The sequence below is a fragment of the Hafnia alvei genome, assembly GCF_900095695.1.
Taxonomy (GTDB): Bacteria; Pseudomonadota; Gammaproteobacteria; order Enterobacterales; family Enterobacteriaceae; genus Hafnia; species Hafnia alvei_B.
This window is the reverse complement of the sequence record NZ_FMIQ01000069.1, coordinates 1-24,488: the sequence shown is the minus strand read 5'-3', so window position 1 is coordinate 24,488 and position 24,488 is coordinate 1. Positions and strand designations below refer to the sequence as shown.

Genomic DNA, 24,488 nt, shown 5'->3' with positions numbered 1-24,488 from the left:
ATGAGTGTATTCCCCCTATACGCTTTGCCGCCTAACGGCCGCAAGCATCGTCGGTCAGAGGAATAAAATAGGGAAATTAGCCGGAGTATACCCTAAATGGCTGGCGTTGCGTTAAGGCGCAGAGCCAACACAGCCACACCGATAGCACCAATCTTCACCTATTTATACTGTAAGCTGTTGCTAACTCTGTTCAATGCGTAAGGATGTCATATGTCTTCACCCTTTGAGTATTACAGCTATCAGCCTCGCCAGGGGCATGGATTAAGCCACGATCCGCTTAATGCCATTATTGGCCCTCGCCCCATTGGCTGGATTAGCTCAATCAGCGCCGATGGCAAACACAATCTGGCTCCCTACAGTTTTTTCAACTGCTTCAGCTACCATCCACCGGTGATTGGTTTCGCCAGCAGCGGCTGGAAAGACAGCGTGGCAAACATTAATGAAACCGGCGAATTTGTCTGGAATCTGGCGACGATGGAAACGGCGGAAGCCATGAACCAAAGCTCGGCGGCACTCCCTCGCGGGGAGGATGAATTTATATTTTCCGGCGTGAATATGCTGGCCAGCCAGTGGGTAAAAGCCGCACGCGTGGCGGAAAGCCCAGTGAACTTTGAGTGTAAACTGACGCAGTGTATTCAGCTGCAAGACCAATATGGCCAGCCATTTGATTCATGGTTGGTATTAGGAGAAGTCATTGGTATTCATATCGCGGAAAACCTACTCGACGCTCAGGGCGTATATCAAACCGCAGCGGCAAAGCCTATTTTGCGAGCCGGAGGTCCATCAGCCTACTATGCTATCAGTGATGAAAACCGCTTTGATATGTTCCGGCCGATAATAAAATAAAACGTTTCAGCCGGTTAAAAAAGACACAATTAGATATATGAAGCCTTTTATATTAAATATATTTGGCTTCAGCAAGTTAGCTAAATCGAGGGTTACTGTTCATCACTATAATTCACATTAAATATACATTTTTAATTTTTAATTAATCCCCTCGCAATCGAATTATTCATATCAAAAAGAAATATCCCTGTATTTATTAATGGAAATATCATATTTTCTGTTTAGAAAAATCCTAATCTATAGCGACAGGTGTTCCGAAAATTATTCAGGACCCGAATTTATCCAGGAACAGCGGCATGGTGTTACCCTCAGCCTTGTACAGAAAGCCCGTTTCAGCATCATTACGTATCTTGATATCAACATTAGTTGCGGCTCTGGTTGCTATCATTTTCATTATTCTGGCTGGGCATGCCATACAGCACCAACGCCAAAACCAGCAGTATGAATTGGCAAAAACGGGGCTGATGTACGCCACACATTTGGCTGATGATTTAGACCAAAAGATGGTCTCACTCCTTCCTCTTACCGCGCTCGACTGCGAGAGTATTGTAGATACCTTAGCCAGCAAAGCCGTATTCAGCGGCGGTGTTCGGGCCTATATTCTGGTTCGAGACGGCATTGCCGTTTGTTCAAGCGTCACCCATAGCATGTCATCACCGGCATCAAAAATTTATCCCAAGATTGACCTGAATCGTGATTCAGACATGGTGCTACAGCAGGGAACGCCGCTGGTTCCCGACCGCCCCGTGATTGCATTTTGGCACTCTATCGGTGATGGAACCCGCACCGGCGTGTTGCTGACGCTGGATATCAATCCCGCGCCCTATATGCTGTTTTTTAGTCGTGAACGCACTATTTCGGGCCTCGCGCTAACCATAAAAGATCGCGCTATCAGCACCTTTGAGCCCAAAATCGTTGCTGAAAGCGCGCTGCCTGCTCATCCCGACATTATTATGCAGGACAAAAAGAACCGCTTTACCTTCCGCCTTTATGGCAGCCCTTTATCAGCAGGCGACTTAGGCCTGCTCGGCCTAGTCACCTTGCTCGTCGCCATGGTTGCGTGGCTGATCACCTTCTATGTGCTATCGCAGCAAAGACGACTCGATCGCGACATTTTGCAAGGGATCAAGCGCGGCCAGTTTTTCCTTGTTTACCAGCCAGTGATCCACTCAGAGACTCTGCTACCGGCAGGATTTGAAGCGTTGGTGCGCTGGGAACACCCTAAACTCGGGTTGGTTCCTCCTGATGAGTTTATCCCCTATTGCGAATCTGAAGGGCTTATCGTTCGTTTGACCCAGCACATTATGGAACTGGCGGCTCATGACGCGCACCGGCTGATCGATGTCGTGCCTAAAGGTACCAAGTTAGGGCTGAATATTTCTCCTCTGCATATGACGCTAGACAGTTTTAAAACCGACGTGCGCCATTTCCTCGATCTGATGCCCACCGAGCATTTCATACCGTTGTTTGAAATTACCGAACGCAGCATGGTGCAAGACGGCGGCGCTGAGAAAATTTTCGATTGGTTGCACTCTTCAGGCATTGAGCTGGCCATTGACGATTTCGGCACCGGCCACAGTGCGCTGATTTATCTCCAGCGCTACAAAATTGATTATTTGAAAATAGATCGCGGCTTTGTGAACTCTATCGGCCTAGAAACCGTCACCGCGCCGGTTTTAGATGCGGTTCTGGAGCTGGCACAAAAGTTAAAACTACAAATCGTTGCCGAAGGAATAGAAACCGAGGAGCAGGCAGAATACCTACGCCAGCGCCATGTAGACTATTTACAGGGTTATCTCTTCAGCCGCCCGATTCCGTTAGAACAACTGCGCGATTACTATCAACTGCGTGATTGTTCTCAAATGCACGTCAACGGCGAGTCGGTCTAAAGAAGCTCGTTGGCATAGAAAACCGAACAAAAAGTGCAATGAATTGAAACTTTTATCCCTTGCTTGGCATAACATTGCTATTCTTGGTACATCCGCAGGGTTGCGGAGCATTCAGTGGCGTAAAACGCGGTAGTCACACATATCGCTGCACCGCGCATCCATTGATGATCTGATTGATATGTCATATATGTCTAGAGCCTTCTAGGCGTTAAGCAGGAGCTAACACATTCATGTACTCGCGCCTTCTGAAGACCTTGTGCACGGTGGTTCCCATTGTGGCCGCCTTCAGTTTCAACCTTCGCGCCGACGTCATTAACGAAAGCTACGCTTTTGCTATTTTAGGTGAGCCCAAATACAGCAGTGACTTTACTCACTTCGACTATGTGAATCCCGCCGCGCCCAAGGGTGGCGATATTACGCTTTCTGCGCTGGGTACCTACGACAATTTCAATAGCTACGCATCACGCGGCCACCCAGCGGTACGTGCTAACCAGCTGTACGACACGCTGTTTACCAATTCTGCCGATGAAATTGGCAGCTACTATCCGCTGATTGGCGAAACCGTACGCTATGACGATAAGTTCAGTTGGGCAGAGGTCAACATTAACGCCGACGCGCGTTTCCAAGACAACTCCCCGATCACCGCGCAGGACGTCCAGTTCAGCTTTAATAAATTTATGACCGAAGGCGTGCCGCAATATCGGATCTACTACCAAGGCGTAAAAGTTAAGGCGATTTCACGATTAACCGTACGCTTTGAACTTCCTAAACCCGATAAAGAGATGATGCTCAGCCTGATTGGCGGCTTAAAAGTGATGCCAGAGAGCTTCTGGAAAAACCACAAGCTATCCGAACCGCTCAATACGCCGCCGCTCGGCAGTGGCCCGTACCGTATTTCTGATTATCGCCTCGGTCAGTTCGTCACCTACGCGCGGGTCACTAACTATTGGGCGGCTAATCTGCCGGTCAACCGCGGCCAATATAACTTCGACACCATCCGCTACGACTATTATCTGGACGACAAAGTGGCCTTAGAGGCCTTCAAAGCAGGCGCTTTTGACTTCCGCATGGAAACATCGCCAAAAAACTGGGCGACGCAGTATACCGGTGGAAACTTTGCCAAAAACTACATTGTAAAATCCGACGAAACCAACCAGTCTGCGCAGGATACACGCTGGCTAGCCTTCAATACTCAACGTCCTATTTTTAGCGATAGGCGAGTGCGTGAAGCAATTTCATTGGCGTTTGACTTCGAATGGATGAATAAAGCGCTGTATTACGATGCCTATCAGCGAACCAACAGCTACTTCCAAAATACGCAATATGCCGCGCGCGGCTATCCTGACTCGGCGGAGCTGGCATGGCTGGCGCCGCTGAAAGGCAAAATTCCGGCGGAAGTGTTCAATCAGGTTTATCAACCTGCGGCCGCCGACGGTAGCGGCAACGACCGCGACAATCTACTGAAGGCCACCAAGCTGTTAGAAGATGCGGGTTGGACGATAAAAGACCAGCAGTTGGTCAACAAAACTACGGGTAAACCGTTTGTCTTTGAGCTGTTACTGCCAAGCAGCAGCAATTTCCAATACGTCATGCCGTTTAAACACAATTTGGAGAAGCTCGGTATCACAATGAACCTGCGTGAAGTCGATACCTCGCAATACAGCAACCGCGTTCGATCTCGTGATTTTGATATGTTCCCTACCGTATACGGCGGCATGAACTATCCTGATCCTTCGCTGAAAATTCTTTGGCGCTCGGACTACATCAGCTCAACGTGGAACAGCGCGGGCGTGCAGGACCCCGCCGTCGATAGCCTGATCGATAACATCATTAGCCATCAGGGTCAGCCAGACGCCCTACTCTCGCTAGGACGCGCCTTAGACCGCGTGCTGACGTGGAATTACTACATGCTGCCGATGTGGTATTCCAACCACGACCGAATCGCCTACTGGGATAAATTCTCAATGCCGGCTCTGCGCCCGGCATACGATCTCGGCTTCGATACATGGTGGTATGACATCAACCGTGCGGCGAATCTACCGCAGCAACGGCGTTAAGAGGTGTTCTGATGACCGCTTATCTTATTCGCCGCTTGCTTCTGATTATTCCCACCCTGTGGGCTATCATCACCATTAATTTTTTTATCGTGCAAATTGCGCCCGGTGGCCCGGTTGATCAGGCCATCGCCAATATCGAAATGGGGCAAAACGCCGGTTTTGGTGCCGGCGGCGCTGAGCATATTGGCGCTGCACACACGGGCATTGCCGCCAGCAACGTGGGCGAAGGCCAATATCGTGGCGCGCGTGGCCTCGATCCTCAGATTATTGCTGAAATCGAAAAGCGCTTCGGCTTCGACAAGCCGCTCCACCAGCGCTACTTCGATATGCTGTGGAACTACATTCGCTTTGATTTCGGCGACAGCCTGTTCCGTGGCGGTTCCGTGATGTCGTTGATTAAGCAAAGCCTGCCGGTGTCGGTCTCCCTCGGGCTATGGAGCACTTTAATCATTTATCTGGTGTCGATCCCGCTGGGCATTCGCAAAGCCGTTCACAACGGCTCTCGGTTCGATACCTGGAGCAGTACGCTCATTATCATCGGCTACGCCATTCCTGCTTTCTTATTTGCCATCATGCTGATTGTGCTGTTTGCTGGCGGTAGCTATTGGGATTGGTTCCCGCTGCGCGGCTTAGTTTCCAGCAACTTCAGCTCGCTATCGTGGTATGACAAAATTACTGATTATTTCTGGCATATCACGTTGCCGGTGCTCGCCACCGTGATCGGCGGTTTCGCCAGTTTAACCATGCTAACCAAAAACTCATTTCTGGATGAAGTTCGCAAACAATACGTAGTAACCGCGCGCGCCAAAGGGCTAGATGAGAAAAAGATCCTTTATCGCCATGTGTTTCGTAACGCCATGCTGCTGGTTATCGCGGGCTTTCCCGCCACCTTCATCAGCATGTTCTTCACCGGTTCATTGCTCATCGAAGTGATGTTTTCGCTTAATGGTCTGGGATTGCTAGGCTATGACGCCATTTTGCAGCGTGATTATCCGGTGATGTTCGGTACGCTGTATATCTTTACCCTGCTGGGATTACTGCTGAATATCATCAGCGACATCACCTACACGTTGGTCGACCCGCGTATTGACTTCGAGGCTCGCCACTGATGAAACTCAATCCAATCAATCAGGCTCGCTGGCAACGTTTTAAAACCAATCGCCGTGGCTATTGGTCAATGTGGATCTTCCTGCTGGTTTTTATCATGAGCTTAGGCTCAGAGCTGATAGCCAACGACAAGCCGCTTGTGCTGCGCTATGACCAACGGTGGTACACGCCATTTTTGGTCAACTATCCTGAAACCACGTTCGGCGGCGATTTCAAAACCGCTACCGATTATCAAGATCCGCTGATCCGTAGCAATATTGAGCAACATGGCTGGGCGATTTGGGCACCCATCCGTTACAGCTACAACAGCATCAATTTCGCCACCGAGGTGCCATTTCCTTCACCGTCGTCTGCTCAGCACTGGCTCGGCACCAATGAAAACGGCAACGATATTTTAGCGCAGGTGTTATACGGGCTCAGAGTTTCTATTTTATTCGGCCTGATGCTGACGGTGCTTTCTAGCGTGATTGGCATTACCGTGGGCGCTACGCAGGGATTTTACGGCGGGAAAGTCGACCTTATCGGACAGCGTTTTATCGAAGTCTGGTCAGGCATGCCCACCTTATTCCTGATTATTTTGCTCTCGAGCGTGGTTCAGCCTAACTTTTGGTGGCTGCTGGCGATAACGGTGATTTTTGGCTGGATGGGGCTCGTGGGCGTGGTGCGCGCAGAGTTTTTACGCACGCGAAACTTCGATTATATCCGCGCCGCCCGCGCGATGGGCGTTGGCGACCGCACCATCATGCTGCGCCATATGCTGCCCAACGCGATGGTCGCAACGCTGACTTTTTTGCCGTTTATTCTATGCGGCGCCATTACCACCCTCACCTCACTCGACTTTTTAGGTTTTGGTTTGCCCACCGGTTCTCCGTCGCTCGGCAGTTTACTGCTACAAGGTAAAAATAACCTGCAAGCGCCGTGGCTTGGCATTACCGCATTTGCCGTGCTGGCCATCTTGCTGTCGTTGCTGATCTTTATATTCGAGGCGGTACGCGACGCCTTCGACCCATCGAAGGTGAATTGATATGGCTAAACTTTCACAGCATCCACTGCTCAGCATTTGCGATCTGAATATTTGTTTTCGCAGCGGTGAAGTGACTCGCCCAGTGGTCAACGGCGTTTCGCTAGAGATCAACGCGGGGGAAACGCTCGCCTTGGTTGGGGAATCAGGCTCAGGGAAAAGTGTGACCGCGCTGTCGATTTTACGCCTGCTCTCATCGCCCCCAGCCGAATATCCTCAAGGGGATATTCTGTTTAACGGCCAATCTTTGCTGCACGCTACAGAACCCTATTTACGCAGCATACGCGGCAATGAAATCGCGATGATTTTTCAAGAGCCCATGGTTTCTCTCAATCCCTTACACAGCATAGAGAAACAGCTGGCCGAAGTGCTTTCCCTGCACAGGGGGATGCGCCGAGTTCAAGCGCGCGCTGAAATTCTAAGCTGCTTAGAGCGCGTTGGGATCCGTTCGCCAGAAAAACGTCTTGGTGATTACCCGCACCAGCTCTCCGGCGGCGAGCGTCAGCGCATCATGATCGCGATGGCGATTTTAACCCGCCCTAAACTGCTGATTGCCGATGAACCCACCACCGCGCTGGATGTTTCCGTGCAGGCGCAAATTTTAGAACTGCTGGCAGAGCTCAAGCAGGAGCTCAATATGGGAATGCTGTTTATCACCCATAATCTCAACATCGTGAAGCGCTTAGCCGATCGCGTGGCCGTTATGCGTAACGGCAACATTGTGGAAACTGGAGAATGCCGGTCGCTGTTTGCCGCTCCGCAGCACCCCTATACCAAACAACTGCTTGATGCCATTCCCTCAGGTGATCCCGTTGCGCTCCCACAGCCCACGCAGACGCTGCTGGAAGTCAAAGACCTCAGCGTACGCTTTCCTATTCGGCAGGGCATTCTGCGCCGCACGATCGGCTATAACGCCATTGTGAATCAGCTTAGTTTCACTTTGCGTCGCGGAGAAAGTTTAGGCTTAGTGGGAGAGTCTGGCTCAGGTAAAAGCACGACCGGGCTGGCGTTGTTACGCTTGCTTCCCTCAGAGGGTGAGATTTGGTTTGAAGGCACGCCGCTGCATAAGCTGAATTTAAAACAGCTTCAGCCGTATCGCAGCCAGATCCAAGTGGTTTTCCAAGACCCGTACTCGGCGCTGAATCCGCGTTTAAACGTACAGCAAATCATTGCCGAGGGGTTACAGGTTCATCAGAGGCTCAGCGCGCAGGAGCGCGAACAGCGCGTGATTAACGCCATGAATGAAGTTGGACTCGATCCTGAAACGCGGCATCGCTACCCTACGGAGTTTTCTGGCGGGCAGCGTCAGCGCATTGCGATTGCACGCGCGCTTATTCTTGAGCCGCGTTTGCTGATACTGGATGAACCCACATCATCGCTAGACAGGTCGGTGCAGGCACAAATTTTAGCGCTGCTGAAAACACTTCAGCAGCGCCATCAGCTCACCTATTTGTTCATCAGCCACGATCTACAGGTGATACGTTCGCTGTGCCATCAGGTGATGGTCATGCGTAATGGAAAAGTGATTGAGCACGGCGATTGCGCCGAGGTTTTTGCTCGCCCCGCGCAAGATTACACTCGGCAGTTGCTTGCGTTTGCAGACACACCGGTACTGGAAAAATAGGCACGTTGACCTAAACACCGGCAGCCTGATGGGCGTGCCGGTATTCTGCCCTAAACGCCTTTCACAACGATCAGAACGGATACTGGGCGATAATCGGTTCAGCAATGGCCACACCGACGTTTTTTAGGCGACACATAGCCGCACTTTCATCTTCAAGATGAACAAACAGACAAGGTTCACCGTCAAGCTCAACGACAGAGCAGTTTACCTGCATCTCTTGTAAAGACTGATTCAGACGTTTCATGATTTACCATGCTGCTTCTCCCTCTTCACTCAGGAGTTTTAGGCCAATCAAACTATTATTATCAATAACGTTATTATCGATAACAGTATTATTAACGTCCGTATTCTCAGCGCCAGTCGTTTTCGCCAAATAAATGGGTTCAACCTGTACGCCGGTGAGCCCTGATGACCAGCGGTAGCTTTGAGGCAACCGGTGGACTATCGAAAGCTGGAAACTATTCACATTTTTACCCTGATTAAAAACTAGCTACAATTTTTTCACAAAAAACTCACATCGTAAACCACAGATCGCACTATTTAGGCTATTTGATGACTTAATCGTCATTTTATTGTGGTTCTGTTTATTACATTTCGGTAACACCGAAGTAAAAACGACCGAAACAACGATCAATCTGGCACTACCCCATTTTTTCTTCAGAAATACCACGATGGGAGGAAGTTCTGTTGCTGCGGTTATATGTATACTTTTCTCTTTATTACCACAACCATTTTTGTTTCATTTTAATTACTTTGTCGTATTTTTCAATTTACATAAGAAATACAATAACTCCCTGAATCTCGATCAAAGAAATTAGCTAATCATTTGTTTTAAAACAATATTAAATGATAGTTAAATAATTAATAGTTTTAATGTTTTCTTTGTTTTTAAGGGTTTCTATCTGTTTTCGTAAAAAATACTGTTAACAAAATGAAAAACTCACCACAAAACCGCACGAAAAATATAGTTAGCACGGTTATGTTTTCACAGGGATTTATAATTTAGGAAAGCGTTTGCTTTTATTTGTATGACAGGTGTTTGCGAGGATGAATATTAATGGAAAAACATGTAGTAATGCCGTTCGCTGCTCTGCTAAGCAAACTAAACGGCAGTAAATAAAAGTAGCTACAGGGTTATTTGAGATTCTCGCTTGGCACAATAGCTTGCTGCGCTACCGACTGGATTTTCCACTTCCCTTCCTCTTTAACCATACAGTCAATGATCGTGTGAGACATATCTTTCCCATAAGCAACATAAACATTCAGGCAAACCGGATCGAGATCGGAAGAAACCACGGTGACATTTTTCGGCCAGTCAGTCCCAATGTCCTGTGAGCGAGTAAAAAAGTCGGCATCATAGAGTTCATCATCGCTATTCACTGCCTTGTGCAGCTTTCTCAACGTCTCAGCGGTTACGTATTCATTCATTTCTGGACTACCACTCCCCAGCAGCGGATAGACATCTTTTTCAATCTGTTGCAGATACCATTGGTTGAATTCTAGAGCCACCTTTGTGGCGTTGTTAATATCGCTTGAAGCAAAAGAAAAAGAAGAAATAAAAAATAGTAATATCAATGAATTATTCATAATCAATAATGCCCATGTGGATGTTCTGGTATTAGCTCGATGACTGCGACATCACTAGGTTCCCGCTGACCATTCGCCTCCCTAAATCCAGCCTGCCTCGATAGCTTTGGCAACGGCTCTAGCACTTTTCTAAGCTGCCTGTACGGCAGTGAACGGCTGACGGTCACACGTGCGGCGGTGGCGTCATTTCTAAGCTGCCTGTACGGCAGTGAACGGAAAAATTGTGGCTGACCGTCAAGCACTGATTTTCTAAGCTGCCTGTACGGCAGTGAACCACGATAGACGACGACACAAAAACGGTTACAGTTTCTAAGCTGCCTGTACGGCAGTGAACTTAAAGCATTAGCATAAATCTGATGACCGTACTTTCTAAGCTGCCTGTACGGCAGTGAACGTAAGCGTCTTTGCGTCGAACGGTTCCGGCTTTTTCTAAGCTGCCTGTACGGCAGTGAACTGTAGAATATTCGCATAAAGCTTCGAATAATCAGATCCGTAACTCATTTTTTACTGCATAACCTTTTTTTATTTTCCCTATGAACACTTATATAAAATCAATGAGTTATAGGAAGGTGAAAAAAAAGGGTTGGCTGAAAAATAGATTTTTTTGCATTTTACCCCCCAATTTTCGAGAAGTTGATTCCATATCTAACAGTAACTCACTGTAAATGCATCCAGCCCGTTTCATTGTTGAAATCACAAGCATATAGTTTTCTGGCTACGGAAAAATCCGTAGTCGGAATTAGCGTTCCGCAATACATCTCTCGACAGCACTTTGCCATAATAATGGAGTGCGCTTAGATTCACCCTAATATGGTGGCTCAGGCAGGGGCTTCGCAAGAAGCACTGATTTCGAGAGTGTCGGTGACGCTAACCCTATCTGAGCTGCCACCCGAGTTTAGCGTCTCAGTGGTAGTCATTAATTAAGTCACTCTCGAGGTTTAAAATGACTCAATCTATTTATGATGCAGCACACCAAGACGACTCGATCACCATTTTTCGTGCCCTGATTGCCGATCTCCGTTTTGATAATTTGAGTGACACCCAGCTTTGCGATCTCAGCGGCGTTGCCGCAGAGTCGGCTGAAGGCTTGTGTCAGGGGTTATCGTATTTAGGGGAGTCGCTTGAGAATGGCGTTCAAATTCCGCAGGAGAGTTTGGCGCAGGTTAGCGCCTGGCTGAAAGCATCAGCTCATCTGATCCCTGCATTGCTGGCTCTGTGCGAACAAGCAAATACACGTTTGTTGCATATGCAAAATAAAGCCGTGTGATTGTTGATGCGGCAATTGTTGGTGCGGCGATTGTTGGTGCATCGATTGTTAGCTCAGTGATTGTTGATAGTCTCCCCGCCGGCTTTCATCAGCGGGGAGCCAAAACACTTAGGCAGGATCGATACGATTGCTAGCCTTAGAAGGTCTTGAGGCATACAGGAACAGCATCATTGCAGCAAAGATGCACAGGAACATGGAACTCACCATCGGCCATTCGCTTTGTGCAGAAGCAAGCGCCAGCAGCGTTCCAACAACGGCCCCCAGACTGAAACGCAGCGTTCCTGCCAGCGAGGATGCGGTTCCCGCCATATGAGGGAAATCGTCCAAGATCACCGCCATCGCGTTTGATGTGATCATCGCGATACAGCCAACATAAGCGGCAACGCCAATCACCAGCGACCAGAAACCTAAGCCCAGCGCTGCGGTGATAACCAACCAAATGCCCATAACAAACTGCACCAACAGACCGAAACGCAGCATGTTGATCGCGCCAAATCGGCGTACGTTGCGGCTATTAATCAGCGTCATAATGAACAAGAAGACGATATTCAGCGCAAAGTAATAGCCGAAATGCTGCGGCGATACGCCGTTAAGATCGATATAAACAAATGGCCCCGCGCTGAGGAAGGAGAACATCCCCGCAAAAGAGAAGCCACTGGCTAACATGTAGCACAGCACGCGTTTATGACGGAACAGCGAGGCAAAATTACCCAGCGTTGTACGTAAGCGAAACTTTTGTCGTTTCTCTTTGGGCAGCGTTTCTTTGATGAAAAACGCCACCAGCACGGTGCCCAAAAGCGCTGCCCCCGCCATCGCCCAGAAAATCGCATGCCAGCTAAACCAAATCAGCAGCGCCCCACCCATGATAGGTGCAAGCAACGGCGCAATAGTCATCACCAGCACCACAAACGACATCATGCGTGCAAAATCATCCTTGGTGAACATGTCGCGCATCAGCGCATTGATCACCACGCTGGCAGCCGCAGCGGCTAAACCGTGGATCAAACGCATCATAATGAGCTGATCAACCGACTGCGCCATGGCGCACGCAGCGCCTGCCAAGGCGAAGAACAGCGTGCCATACATAATGACCGGCTTACGCCCAATACTGTCAGCCATTGGGCCATACAGCATTTGTCCAAATGCAAAGCCCAGCGTGTAGGCGCTCAGCGTCATCTGTACATCACCACTCGGCACACCAAATTGTTCGGCAATCACCGGCATACTCGGCAAATACATGTCGATTGCCAACGGCATCAACATTGATAACAAACCGAGGATCAGGATCAACCCAAGATGGGAACTACGGGGTGTCTGCACGCAGCATCTTCCTTTTTAATAAATAATGTATACCCAAAATAGCTAGCGTCGCGCCACGGCGGCAAACGCGTGCCGCCAGCACAGAAACAACGTTAAGTATGACGGGTAATTAATCTTTCGCTAACAGTTCAGCAGGCAAACCTACGCTGGCAATCTCTTCCTCGGTCAGAGGACGATATTCACCCGGTTCTAAATCTTCATCCAGCACGATGGTGCCAATGCGCTCGCGATGCAGTTCCACCACGCGGTTACCCACCGCCGCAAACATGCGTTTTACCTGATGATAACGGCCTTCGCTGATCGTCAAACGCACCACGTTGGCTTCTAGCTGCTCAAGCGTTGCTGGCTTGGTGAGATCTTTCTCGCCGTGCAGCTGCACGCCCTGAGTAAACTGCTCTGCGGTGTCGTCGGCCAGCGGATGTTCCAGCGTCACTAAATAGGTTTTATCGCACTGGTGTTTTGGCGATGTAATGCGGTGCGACCACTGACCATCGTCGGTCAGCAGCACCAGTCCCGTGGTGTCTAGATCCAAACGCCCTGCCGCATGCAGTTTCTCCGCCAACGGTTCTTCAATGAAGTACAGGATCGTGGAGTGATCGGGATCGTCAGTGGAGCACACATAGCCCTCTGGCTTGTGCAGCATGAAATAACGCGGGCCGTGGATCTGTTCCAGCACCTGACCATCAAAGGCCACTTCTTGTTCTGGGGTGAGCTTGTGCGCACCGCTTTTTACAACTTCGCCGTCTACAGTGACGCGTTTAGCACGCAGTTCTCGGGCGATCAGCGCACGGCTGATACCTAACTGCTGAGATAAAAACTTGTCCAGTCGCATGGAACCTGCTTTGTATTTCTATAAGAATCGGAGGGTTTCATTGTGCGCACGCAGTATGGCTGTCTGAATAAAGGACGGCCTTAATATGCGGGCATCGTTTGGAAACCAAAGAAGAACCGCGGATTATAGCGACTCTTCACCCTCACGCCTATCTTAAGCGTAGTTTAATTCACACCATTCGGCTCAAAGCACGTGCGGCATTGTTTGCTTGGCGATATGTTAGCCTGCGGGCTAAATTGTCAAACGACGCTCTCCGGCATCATGCGGTATAATGACGCCCTTCATCGAATATAAATCACAGGAATTACTCATATGCCATCTATTCACGGTCATGAAGTTTTAAACATGATGATTGAGTCCGGCGAGCAATTTTCAACAGAAAGTTTAGTTGCCACCATCGAACAACGTTTTGGCGCCGATGCCCGTTTTCATACCTGTTCACAGCAGGATTTAACGGCCGCTCAGTTGGTGGATTTCTTAGCATCTCGCGGCAAATTCATTCCTAGCGACAGTGGTTTTAATACCCACAGCAGCAAAATCTGCCAGCACTGATTATATTGTTGATGACATTGTTGATGACACATTAATGGCCTTTACACTTCGTCCTTATCAGCGTGAGGCGGTGGAAGCCACCATCGCGCATTTTAGAAAACACCAAGAGCCTGCGGTTATAGTCTTGCCCACCGGAGCGGGAAAAAGCCTGGTGATCGCTGAGCTGGCGAAAATCGCGCGCGGCCGCGTGCTGGTTTTAGCCCACGTCAAAGAGTTAGTCGCGCAAAACCACAGCAAATACTGTGCCTATGGTTTAGAGGCCGATATTTTTTCAGCCGGTTTACAGCAAAAAGAGAGCAGCGGAAAAGTGGTTTTTGGCAGCGTGCAGTCGGTGGCACGTAACCTTCCGTTGTTTGACGGCGAATTTTCGCTGCTGATCGTGGATGAATGCCACCGTATCAGCGACAGCGATGACAGCCAGTATCAGCAAATTCTTCAGCATTTACGCAATAATAATCCGAAGCTGCGTTTATTAGGATTAACGGCAACCCCCTATCGTCTTGGCAAAGGCTGGATATATCAGTATCACTATCACGGCATCACGCGCGGCGATTGCAACAGCCTGTTTCGTGATTGTATTTACGAATTACCGCTGCGCTACATGATTAAAAACCAATTTCTGATGCCGCCGGAAAGATTGGACATGCCGGTAGTGCAATACGATTTCAGCCGATTAGAACCGAGCAGCAACGGGCTATTTCGCGAAGTCGATCTCAACCGAGAATTAAAAGATCAACAGCGCATAACGCCGCATATTGTTAGCCAAATCATGGAGTTCGCCAGCACGCGTAAAGGCGTGATGATTTTCGCCTCCACCGTTGAGCACGCGCGCGAAATTCACGGTTTGCTGCCACCGGAACAGGCTGCACTGGTCAGCGCCGAAACGCCGGGCGACGAACGTGACGCCATTATTAATGCTTTTAAGCGCCAAGAATTGTTGTATCTGGTGAACGTTGCCGTGCTCACTACCGGATTTGATGCGCCGCATGTCGATCTGATTGCCATTTTGCGTCCCACCGAGTCCATCAGCCTGTATCAGCAAATTGTTGGCCGCGGCCTGCGCCTATCGCCGGGGAAAACGGATTGCTTAATCCTCGATTACGCGGGTAATCCACACGATCTGTTTACCCCTGAAGTCGGCACCACCAAACCGCACAGCGACAGCCAACCGGTGCAGGTATTTTGTCCTGGCTGCGGCTTTGCCAACACGTTCTGGGGTAAGACCACGGAAAATGGCGATATTATCGAACACTATGGCCGCCGCTGTCAGGGCTGGCTAGAAGACGATGAAGGCGGGCGCGAGCAGTGTGACTATCGCTTCCGCTTTAAAACCTGCCCGCACTGTGGCGCGGAAAATGATATTGCGGCACGCCGCTGCCATCAATGCAATCAAGTACTCGTCGATCCCGACGACATGCTGAAAGAAGCGCTGAAACTTAAAGACGCCTTGGTGCTGCGCTGCGGCGGTATGCGGCTTCAGCATGGCGAAGATGATAAAGGCGAATGGCTGTCGATCACCTATTACGACGAAGACGGCGCTGACGTGAGCGAGCGTTTTCGTCTTAATACCCCCGCCCAGCGCACCGCATTTATGCAGCTATTCCTGCGCCCGCACCAGCGCGCGCCCGGCATTGAGCTGGTTTGGAAAAAGGCGGCGGACATCGTGGCGCAGCAAGATAAACTGCGTTATCCCGATTTTGTTGTCGCCCGAATGAAAGGCCGGTTTTGGCAGATCAGACAAAAAGTTTTCGATTATCAAGGCCGCTATCGCAAAGCGGATCCTCTTAGCGGTTAGGCGTTACCACAATGACTGGGCAGATATATTTGCCGTAAGCCCTGTATTTCGTTAGAATGCCGCCCGCTTTTACTATTAAAAGCAGAATCTCCTGCCTGTTGCTGGGTCGCCTGTAACAGGTCTAAATTTTATATAGAGATACAATTATGTTCACTATTGAAGCAACTGCACGTAAAGAGCAGGGTAAGGGTGCGAGCCGCCGCCTGCGTACTTCTGGTAAGTTCCCTGCTATCGTTTATGGCGGAAACCAAGAGCCAGTAGCCGTAGAAATCGATCACGACACTACTTGGAACATGCAAGAGAAAGAAGGCTTTTACGAACAAGTAATCGCTCTGATGATCGACGGCAAAGAAACCAAAGTTAAGGTTCAAGCTGTTCAGCGTCACCCGTTCAAACGTAAACTGACTCACGTTGACTTCGTTCGCGCTTAATCGCCGACTGAATCACGTTTGTTTGAATAAAACGTTTTGAAATAGAAAACGCCGCAATTGCGGCGTTTTTTTTGTCTTATTTTTCTGTCTTAAATGCAGCGGGAAAGATTAATTTCCGCCACCGCTCCGACGCTGTAGCTGGTCGCGCAGATTCGGCGGAGTGCCTTTAATGGTGAGCGTGTCCGTCGCCGGATCCCAAAAAATGCGTTCGCCCAGCAGCATGGCATCAAAATTAATCGTCAAACCGCCGCCGCTGCCCGCCATTTTGGTGAGCTGACGCAGCGTGCTGCGATCGGCAGGGAAACTCTCTTCCAAATCATAGCCCTGCTCGGCGGTAAACTGTTGGAAGTCTTTCTCGCCCACGGCGGGGATTTCTTTCGCTAACGCTTCCAGCTCAATTTCTTCACCGGCCTGCAATTGTCCATTACAGTAGCTATATACCTGCTGGCGATAGGCCTGACGCTCGTTCTTATCGAGCTGGGCTTCGGCGCAATAATCATCGACCGCTTGTAACAGGCCACGGTTTTGCGCTTTAGTGTCTAAACCTTCGCTGGCTGCCAAGAAGTCCATAAAGAAGTCAGAGACTTTTCGCCCGACTCGGCCTTTCAGGAAGGTTAAGTAGCGGTGAGATTCAGGATTAGTTTCCCACTCGGTCAGATCGACACGTGCCACAATATCGGCACGCATAATGTCCAAATAGTGGGTGCTGCTGATATCTAACTCTTCATTAACACGCATGCTGCTACAGCTGTTCAGCACCGCAATCAGCAAATATTCTACCGCCAGATAGCGATATTGGCAGAACAACACCACGCCACCGTCGGCAAATGGGTATTTTGCCAGCTCGTCACGCAGACGGCCGGTTGCGGCGCGGCTGAACGCTAGAAAATCTTCGTTGCCACGGCGATAGTTACGTAATGCCTCTGCCAGCTCGCTCTCTGCGGAGAAGGTGCCATAGGCTTTACTTTTGGCGCTATACACACGGTGCAGCTCGGCCATCATCTCTTCTACTGCGGTATTTTTTGCCAGCAAAGAGTCACGCAGCACCACATCTAGCTGTTGTTCGTCGCGTTTAACCAACTGATGCAACGCAATCTGTTCGAGATCCAGACTCATTTTTTCTTCTCCCCTTTCGCCTCGGACACATTTGATGGCGTATTCAAACACTGTTGATACCCGCTCGCAAGCGGCCATCGCATATTGATGAATTCAATGGTGAGAGCTAAGGTATAATCAATAACGCAACAAACGTATAAAAGAGCGGAAAATCACGCGCCTATACGGTAAGATATGGCACTTTGTCAGTCTGAGAAGCTTAATTCTATGCCACAATCATCCCGTTATAGTGACGAACACGTTGAACAACTGCTCAGTGAGCTGGCCAACGTACTGGAATCGCACCACACGCCAAACGATCTTTCTTTGATGGTTTTGGGCAATATGGTCACGAATCTGATTAACACCAGCATCGCACCCGCTCAGCGCCGTGCTATTGCGCGCTCTTTTGCTGAAGCCTTACAGGCTTCGATTCGGGAAGATAAAGCCCATTAATTTTTGCTCGGACGTATAGACATACTTTTATGGTGACAAACCGTCAGCGATACCGTGAAAAAGTTTCCCAGATGATCAGCTGGGGGCATTGGTTCGCTCTGTTTAATATTTTGCTCGGTCTGCTTTTGGGCAGCCGTTATCTGTTTGTCGCCGATTGGCCATCCTCATTGTTTGGTCGTGTCTATGCGATGATCAGCTGGTTAGGGCACTTTAGCTTTATTGGCTTTGCTGCCTATCTGCTGATCATCTTCCCACTCACGTTTGTGGTGATGTCGCAGCGATTACTGCGCTTTCTTTCCGCCGCGCTAGCCACCGCGGGGCTAACGCTACTGCTGGTTGACGCTGAAGTTTTCACCCGTTTCCATCTCCATCTCAATCCGGTGGTGTGGGAGCTGGTGGTTAACCCCGATCAAGGTGAGCTGGCGCGCGATTGGCAGCTAATGTTTATCTGTGTGCCCGTTATTTTCCTCGTCGAAATGCTGTTTGGCACCTGGAGCTGGCAAAAGCTTCGTAGCCTCAACCGGCAGAAATTTGGCAAACCGCTAGCCGGATTGTTTATCACCGCATTTTTCGCATCGCATCTGATCTACATCTGGGCCGATGCTAATTTCTATCGCCCAATTACCATGCAGCGCTCTAATCTTCCGCTTTCATATCCAATGACAGCGCGACGTTTCTTGGAAAAACATGGTTTATTGGATGCTCAAGAATTCCAGAATAAGCTGACACAAACGGGCAGCCCAGAAGCCGTATCCGTTGAATATCCGCTCAATAAGCTGAGCTTTGCCGATAAAGGCGCGGGCTATAATCTGCTGGTGATTGCGGTAGATGGCCTGCGTGCCGACGATCTCAAACAGGACTTACCTCAGCTGGCTGCCTTTGGTAACGATAATCTCGAGTTTACCCAGCACTACAGCTCGGGAAACAATTTGGATAACGGACTCTTCGGGCTGTTCTATGGCATCTCGCCGTCTTATCTCGAAGGTATTCTGGCAGGCCGTAAACCATCAGCGTTAATCAGCGCGCTCAGCCAGCAAAACTACCAGTTTGGCCTATTCTCCTCTGATGGTTTTAGCGCCCCACTCTACCGTCAGGCACTATTGACCGATTTCTCACTGCCGGCACCAATTCGTCAAAGCGACGCTGCCACCACCAAACAGTGGCAACAGTGGCTATCAACCCAAACGACACAGTCACCGTGGTTCTCGTACGTGAATCTTAACGGCACCCGCAGCGCTCTAGCGGATGCTTCTGGGCATAAACCCGAAGATTTCATGGAGAAATACCAACAAGCGGCCGTCGGTGTTGATGGGCAGATCGCCGCAATACTTGATACGCTAAAACAACGTGGCGAACTGGATAAAACCGTCGTAGTCATTACCGCTAGCCACGGTATTGAATTCAACGACAGCGGCAAAGGTGATTGGGGCTTCGGCACCAACTACAGCCGTTATCAGCTTCAGGTGCCATTGATTATTCATTGGCCTGGAACGCCAGCGCAAACCATCAATAAGCTCACCAGCCACGAAGATGTGATGGCAACGCTGATGCAGCGCTTGCTTCACGTGGATACCCGAGCGGTAGACTATACGCAGGGTGAAGACCTGTTTGCACCAACGCGTAAACATAACTGGCTGGCGTTAGGTGATAGCAACGAATTAGTGATCGTCACGCCGAAAGAAACCGTGATTCTAGATAAAAATGGTCACTATCGTACCTATGACGCTGACAATGAAGAGATGAAGGGCGAAAAACCACAGCTGGCCTTGCTGCTGCAAGTTCTGACGGATGTGAAGCGGTTTATCGCCAATTAAAATTGGCTAAAGCGTACACAATCGTAACGCCATGCTCTTGAAAATCGTTAGCTTTTAAGTACTATAAAAGCTGTTCGGCACGTAGCGCAGCCTGGTAGCGCATCGTCATGGGGTGGCGAGGGTCGAGAGTTCAAATCTCTCCGTGCCGACCAAAGAACCCAAACAAGAAAGCCAACCTGTTATAGGTTGGTTTTTTTATGTTTGCATGAATAACCCACGATCACAGATAGATAATTTCTAACGTTGCCGAACCGGCAAAACTGATCTTAGAACCAGACGGCAAGTCTTCCAACGGTGCAAGCGCAACGGCAGCATCAGCCTGTACGGTAAATAACTCTCCTAGCGCAAACGCACTATTTTGTACCCAACTGCTGGCTTTGCCGTTGTTGCGCATCGTAGGCACAGTGTCGTTTAAATCCAGCACGCCATTATTAGCAATTCCTATCTGGGCCGGAACACCATCAACCTGCGCCGAATGAAACAATACATTCCATACGCCGATCGGTTTCCCCGCAGACGTCATCCCCAAACCAAAACGTTGATCGGTCTGAGTGGGCGTAACGTTCACGCTCGGAGAACTCCAGCTCAAATTGCCGATTGATAACGTGCTACCGCCGCTATTATCAACCGCACGAAGACCAATGCTCGTGGCTGATTCGCATTGAACTGTGATCCCCCCCGCAAACGACTTTACAGGAAGCTGTGTCGCGGTTTTCGCTGCGAGCTGATTACAGTTAATATTTCCAAAATCCAACGTAGTGGGCGACTGCAAAATATGACACGGTGGCGGTTCTGCCTCTGCAGTAAACGACAGTTGCACCTGTGACAACGCAAAAGTAGGCATACTCGTACCTGCTAAAATCACAGAGCTTAACAACGCTAGTTTATTCACTGCTAGTTTATTCACTCACCACCTCCAACGAGCCATTGCTAGTCAGCCTTTTATATTCTTTGATACTGACATTATTATTGTTAACTGTGGCAATCGATGTTATCTGCATCACCAGTGTTGTTACTGGCTCATCAATGTTAGGGGTCATACCGATATCAGGTAGCAAAGGCAGCTCTTTTACGTTATCTGAAGTAGCAACACCTCCGCCTTGTTTATACGTTAGCGCAACTGATTTACCATCGGCTTGAGCATCGCTAACTATCAACGATAGATTGGCAATATCACCTAGCAAATAGCTCTTGCCTCCGCTACTTGCGGCGGCTCGATAGTACAACGTGATACGTTCTGGCCGCGGACAAACTATCGTTACTGTTGCGGTTTTACGGCCAATAACATTGGCTTGCCCACCGCCGTTTGATTGAGACAATGTTCCTCGGTTGAAGGTACCAAAATGAGTATGCGGCTGGCTGACATTGAGATTGCAATCACTGGCTCTAACGTTAATAGATAGAAGCATTGCACAAAAAATCAAAAGGTTAAATTTCACACTGGGCATCATAACTCTCATACAATTTATCCGCTTCAGGCTCTTCATTAAGTTTAAAATGCACCTGACACCGTTCACCAGAAGCCGTTTGAAGCACTAATTTCTGCTCTAGCTGGCTATCAATCAGAAATACAGTTCCGTCACTCGCCACTGTTGTGATGTAGTTATCATGGGCGTCATAGATCAGAGCCCCTCTCTCAGCCAGCTTTCCATCCGCTAAATGTATGCGGATCAGCGCACGTCGGCTAACAATGGTGCCAAAGGTATAATTCGTTACAGAACCACGGGCAACATGAGCAACCTGAATGCCATTATTCACGTCCACATTTTTCGGTAAGCTTTTCGTATTTAGAACCAAGCGGGATTCACCATAGGCACTCATACCTGAAGACACCGCATACCCTTGGCTGTTACTCCAAACTGGCCCCTGCGGTGTTTGAATTTCACCGCCGCTGATACCTGGAATTTGAACGACTGCGTAGGTGTCCTGCAAAGGATAAGGTGAGAAAAACACGCCTTGCTTGGTCGCCACTATCCCGCCGGAAGCACCTACGGTATATGTGCTGTTTTCTGAGCCATAACGCGAGTAGCCTAAGCTAAGCTGAGAGTAGTTTGGTAGCGCGCGGACATTGGCACTAAAAGCACCTACATCGCTATCGCTATCGCTATCGCTACTCTTATTGGCAGCCAATGAATAACTCAACCGATCGTTGATCGTCTGATCTAATGTGACTCCCCGAGTACTGTTATTCCCCACGCGTGACATGCTGGTACCAACACGCACAGAACCAAATGGAATACTCATATTCATATAAAACATTGAGTTGCCATCATTACCGCTATCTCGCTCAGCATTCATTGAAACAGACATGCCGTTGCTAAACGTTTTTGACCAACCCGCGGTCATACGGCTGGTGACTTCTTCTGACGAAAACATAGAAACTCGTGACCAAGACAGGTTAAATGCGCCTAAATCCTCAAACGAATATCCCACCCCAAGGCTATATTGAGATTTATAGCGGGTATTAATGTAGTCAGCATCGTCTTCGTCGGCTCTTGGTCCCCCGTCAGTTAGATCGCGGTAACCAATATCCTGCATCGTCACCGAGCCGTTAACATTCAAACTGTCAGCCAGTGGCATACTGACCGACAGATTATTTTGCATACCTTTTGTCTGACTACGGGCATCGCTAGACAAAATCGATCTTCCACTAAGGCTAAGACCACTTGCCAAACCTGTACTCAATTGAGCTGCGATGCTTTGATATTTTTGAGCCACCAATGCACCGCTGCTCACCATAGAACGTGTCCCCCAAGGCGTAGACACGTTGAATGTGGTTAAATCGTTCGAGCCTATATTGTCATTAGTGCTCTGATCAATCTTGCCAATAGCAAATGAATAACTGGTTTCCTGCTGACTATAGCCATGAGTAAAAGAAGATGCTGGAACGATAAAGCTACGCGTAGCACCATCTTGTTCAACGACATTAACGTTAAGGTCTGCTGTATTGTTTATTGTTGGTAATCGATTTAGCGTAAAAGCGCCTGCGGGAACTTGAGTTGAGTAAATTAATACACCCGACTGACGCACTTCAATTCGCGCCTGCGTTTGCGCAATACCACTGACTGTGGCTCCGCTTTGCTTGCTGCTCATCAATGCGCTTTCAGGAGAAAACTGGATCCCAAAAACTTGAGGCATAGCAAATAGCGAGTTAGCAACGCTAATCTTTCCTGTCTGCATCACCGTTTTATAATTCGGCAACGTTCTTTGTGCATAAGTATAAAGCTGATCAAAGCTTCGCGTGTCACCGCTGCTGCTATATGATTGGCGACTACGGATTATCCAATCGTTTATATTAAAGCCTTCTTCAGTGTTACTTTGAAATGTATTAATGTTATTACTGTTTGAAGAACTTTTATCGTTCCCGCTATAGGTGTCTGAATCCGATTTCTTACTGTTATTTTTCATCATCAGAACATCATAATTAAGCACCCCTCCGATACCACCCGCGGTATATTGGCTTATATCAAGATTATTTGAATCTTCGATAGCATCAGAGGGTAAAATAAACTCAACCTTACTCTGGCCTGGGTCAAGTTTTAGCTCCATTTGCGCATAGTACGATTTTAATTCAATGCATTGGTCTGGTTCTGATTTAATTAACTTAATTCCAAGCGTTATTAAATCCTCGTTATGCAAACAGAGTTCACCTCTATCATCAAAATTGACTGATAGCGGTCTTTTCTCCACACCATTAATAACAGGTGTTATTTTAGTTATGCCAGGCGAGAACTTTTTACCTGCTCTAAAATAATCATTAAGCGTTGTTGATAATCCTCTAGCCTCCAATGTTGAAAGATCAAAGTCTACTGTGTCATTAGCCGCATACAGAGAAAAAGAAATTAAGCTAAAGGGTAATAGAAATACAATCTTATCAATATATTTTTTTATATAAAAAAAGGTGCACGCAGTCATAAAAAACCGTTATAAATAGAGTCAATTAGAATAAAGAAATTAAATAACTGCCCGCACCTTAGCCATTCGCTTGCATCAGAAAGAGATAGTTATTATCGATTAAAGATAATCAACTTGCACAGTAATTGAGCCGTCAAGCTTGAACCCAGCCGGGTCTAAATCTTTTGCTGATTTAACTAAAGGTCTAACGACATAGTCCCATGTAAAATCAGTGCCTGACAACGCCTTGTTATTTTTATCCATAACTAAGTGTGTTTGTCCTGCAAGACAGTTATTAACGACTAATGCGCCGCCCTGTTCAGTAGTAGCCCCTGTGAGATTATTTTCAGAAATACATTTTGAGAAATTTGCAGAAACTCCATCAACTTTAAGGCCAGTGAAAGTTCCGCTGTATTGCCCGATAGTGTTACCTTTATTATCAGTCCCTAGCCCCAAAAAGTGGGTAGCATTGCCAAATTCGCTACCATCATTGTTATAGGTTGGCACCGGCGCTGTTGACGCTGTTACCGATGAAGAACGGTCGTCTGTGGTGGAAACACCGATTATTGTCTCACCTTCACAGTTAATGGTAACCGCGTCGAACAGCATTTTTTCATCGAGCAGCTGATAACTTCCCGACAAAGCCGGAGCCATTCCAGCATTAATATTCCCATAAGCAACCTCCCCTGCAGCTCCCGCTCCAGTACCTAAAACTAGGTTGCAACTCGCTGGGCTCACGGTACCAGTGACCTTCAGCTCGGTAGTATCATTCACTGCTACAGCAGCAAATGCAGGTGAAATAGCAGAGCATAATGAAGGCTATAGTGTCCATGCTAAGCCGTTATCTTTTAGACGTAAAAATTTCATAGTAATCCTTAACTATTTATTAGAGATAATACTG

Annotated in this window: 20 protein-coding genes, 1 tRNA gene, 1 pseudogene and 1 CRISPR repeat array; of the genes and pseudogenes, 13 read left to right on the top strand and 9 right to left on the bottom strand. The window is 48.5% G+C overall.

Annotated elements, in window-relative coordinates:
* Positions 1-210: 210 nt before the first annotated feature.
* From BN1044_RS18940 to yejF, 6 genes are all read left to right on the top strand, one after another.
* Entirely contained in the window at positions 211-846 is a 636-nt protein-coding gene (locus BN1044_RS18940; protein ID WP_072309984.1) for a flavin reductase family protein, read from the top strand.
* Between the two features lie 296 nt (positions 847-1,142).
* Positions 1,143-2,735, top strand: coding sequence for a cyclic di-GMP phosphodiesterase (locus BN1044_RS18935; RefSeq protein ID WP_072309983.1), 1,593 nt, complete (start codon positions 1,143-1,145; stop codon positions 2,733-2,735).
* Positions 2,736-2,965: 230 nt separating this feature from the next.
* Positions 2,966-4,792, top strand: coding sequence for an extracellular solute-binding protein (locus tag BN1044_RS18930; RefSeq protein WP_072309982.1), 1,827 nt, complete (start codon positions 2,966-2,968; stop codon positions 4,790-4,792).
* Positions 4,793-4,803: 11 nt separating this feature from the next.
* Entirely contained in the window at positions 4,804-5,901 is a 1,098-nt protein-coding gene (locus BN1044_RS18925; protein WP_072309981.1) for a microcin C ABC transporter permease YejB, read from the top strand.
* A complete protein-coding gene (locus tag BN1044_RS18920; RefSeq protein ID WP_072309980.1) occupies positions 5,901-6,923 on the top strand; it encodes an ABC transporter permease in 1,023 nt (340 codons plus the stop codon). The genes BN1044_RS18925 and BN1044_RS18920 overlap by 1 nt, the downstream gene beginning before the upstream one ends.
* A gap of 1 nt (position 6,924) precedes the next feature.
* Positions 6,925-8,544, top strand: coding sequence for a microcin C ABC transporter ATP-binding protein YejF (yejF, locus tag BN1044_RS18915; protein ID WP_072309979.1), 1,620 nt, complete (start codon positions 6,925-6,927; stop codon positions 8,542-8,544).
* A 70-nt stretch (positions 8,545-8,614) separates the two neighbouring features.
* On the opposite strand, the pseudogene BN1044_RS18910 reads toward yejF, so the two are convergent.
* A pseudogene (locus BN1044_RS18910) lies at positions 8,615-9,010 on the bottom strand (YejG family protein).
* Between the two features lie 668 nt (positions 9,011-9,678).
* Complete coding sequence (locus BN1044_RS18905; RefSeq protein ID WP_072309978.1) at positions 9,679-10,131, bottom strand: DUF3828 domain-containing protein; 453 nt, start codon at positions 10,129-10,131, stop codon at positions 9,679-9,681.
* 126 nt (positions 10,132-10,257) lie between these two features.
* A CRISPR array of direct repeats spans positions 10,258-10,585; the repeat unit is 28 nt; unit sequence TTTCTAAGCTGCCTGTACGGCAGTGAAC.
* 489 nt (positions 10,586-11,074) lie between these two features.
* Here BN1044_RS18905 and BN1044_RS18900 point away from each other — a divergent pair.
* The gene (locus BN1044_RS18900; RefSeq protein ID WP_072309977.1) at positions 11,075-11,398 is read left to right on the top strand and encodes a hypothetical protein; all 324 of its coding nucleotides are present in this window, start codon (positions 11,075-11,077) and stop codon (positions 11,396-11,398) included.
* Between the two features lie 108 nt (positions 11,399-11,506).
* Here the strand turns inward: BN1044_RS18900 and BN1044_RS18895 are convergent, their stop codons facing one another.
* Positions 11,507-12,718 (bottom strand): Bcr/CflA family multidrug efflux MFS transporter, encoded by a 1,212-nt coding sequence (locus BN1044_RS18895; RefSeq protein ID WP_072309976.1) that lies wholly within the window; start codon positions 12,716-12,718, stop codon positions 11,507-11,509.
* 109 nt (positions 12,719-12,827) lie between these two features.
* Complete coding sequence (rsuA, locus tag BN1044_RS18890; RefSeq protein WP_072309975.1) at positions 12,828-13,550, bottom strand: 16S rRNA pseudouridine(516) synthase RsuA; 723 nt, start codon at positions 13,548-13,550, stop codon at positions 12,828-12,830.
* Between the two features lie 312 nt (positions 13,551-13,862).
* Between rsuA and BN1044_RS18885 the strand changes: the two genes are divergently transcribed.
* The 3 genes from BN1044_RS18885 to rplY all read left to right on the top strand — a co-directional run bounded on the left by BN1044_RS18885 (position 13,863) and on the right by rplY (position 16,328).
* A complete protein-coding gene (locus BN1044_RS18885) occupies positions 13,863-14,102 on the top strand; it encodes a YecH family metal-binding protein (protein ID WP_072309974.1) in 240 nt (79 codons plus the stop codon).
* Between the two features lie 34 nt (positions 14,103-14,136).
* Positions 14,137-15,897, top strand: a complete 1,761-nt coding sequence (locus tag BN1044_RS18880; RefSeq protein WP_072309973.1) for a DNA repair helicase RadD — start codon at positions 14,137-14,139, stop codon at positions 15,895-15,897.
* Between the two features lie 146 nt (positions 15,898-16,043).
* Positions 16,044-16,328, top strand: a complete 285-nt coding sequence (gene rplY, locus BN1044_RS18875; RefSeq protein WP_004089547.1) for a 50S ribosomal protein L25 — start codon at positions 16,044-16,046, stop codon at positions 16,326-16,328.
* A 108-nt stretch (positions 16,329-16,436) separates the two neighbouring features.
* On the opposite strand, the gene yejK is transcribed toward rplY, so the two are convergent.
* Entirely contained in the window at positions 16,437-17,444 is a 1,008-nt protein-coding gene (yejK, locus tag BN1044_RS18870; RefSeq protein WP_072309972.1) for a nucleoid-associated protein YejK, read from the bottom strand.
* Positions 17,445-17,651: 207 nt separating this feature from the next.
* On the opposite strand from yejK, the gene BN1044_RS18865 reads away from it, so the two are divergent.
* The 3 genes from BN1044_RS18865 to BN1044_RS18855 all read left to right on the top strand — a co-directional run bounded on the left by BN1044_RS18865 (position 17,652) and on the right by BN1044_RS18855 (position 19,845).
* Entirely contained in the window at positions 17,652-17,879 is a 228-nt protein-coding gene (locus BN1044_RS18865) for a YejL family protein (RefSeq protein WP_025798093.1), read from the top strand.
* Positions 17,880-17,908: 29 nt separating this feature from the next.
* Positions 17,909-19,693 carry an LPS biosynthesis-modulating metalloenzyme YejM gene (yejM, locus tag BN1044_RS18860; protein ID WP_072309971.1) on the top strand — a complete coding sequence of 595 codons (1,785 nt, stop codon included), beginning with the start codon at positions 17,909-17,911 and terminating at the stop codon, positions 19,691-19,693.
* A 75-nt stretch (positions 19,694-19,768) separates the two neighbouring features.
* A tRNA-Pro gene (locus BN1044_RS18855) sits at positions 19,769-19,845 on the top strand.
* A gap of 68 nt (positions 19,846-19,913) precedes the next feature.
* Here the strand turns inward: BN1044_RS18855 and BN1044_RS18850 are convergent.
* The 4 genes from BN1044_RS18850 to BN1044_RS18835 all read right to left on the bottom strand — a co-directional run bounded on the left by BN1044_RS18850 (position 19,914) and on the right by BN1044_RS18835 (position 24,361).
* Complete coding sequence (locus BN1044_RS18850; protein ID WP_072309970.1) at positions 19,914-20,600, bottom strand: DUF1120 domain-containing protein; 687 nt, start codon at positions 20,598-20,600, stop codon at positions 19,914-19,916.
* Positions 20,593-21,132 carry a DUF1120 domain-containing protein gene (locus BN1044_RS18845; RefSeq protein ID WP_139130978.1) on the bottom strand — a complete coding sequence of 180 codons (540 nt, stop codon included), beginning with the start codon at positions 21,130-21,132 and terminating at the stop codon, positions 20,593-20,595. Before BN1044_RS18845 ends, BN1044_RS18850 begins: the two co-directional genes overlap by 8 nt.
* Positions 21,122-23,608 (bottom strand): fimbria/pilus outer membrane usher protein, encoded by a 2,487-nt coding sequence (locus BN1044_RS18840; RefSeq protein ID WP_072309968.1) that lies wholly within the window; start codon positions 23,606-23,608, stop codon positions 21,122-21,124. Before BN1044_RS18840 ends, BN1044_RS18845 begins: the two co-directional genes overlap by 11 nt.
* A 99-nt stretch (positions 23,609-23,707) precedes the next feature.
* On the bottom strand, positions 23,708-24,361 hold the full coding sequence (locus BN1044_RS18835; RefSeq protein WP_072309967.1) for a DUF1120 domain-containing protein: 654 nt from the start codon (positions 24,359-24,361) through the stop codon (positions 23,708-23,710).
* Between the last annotated feature and the right edge of the window lie 127 nt (positions 24,362-24,488).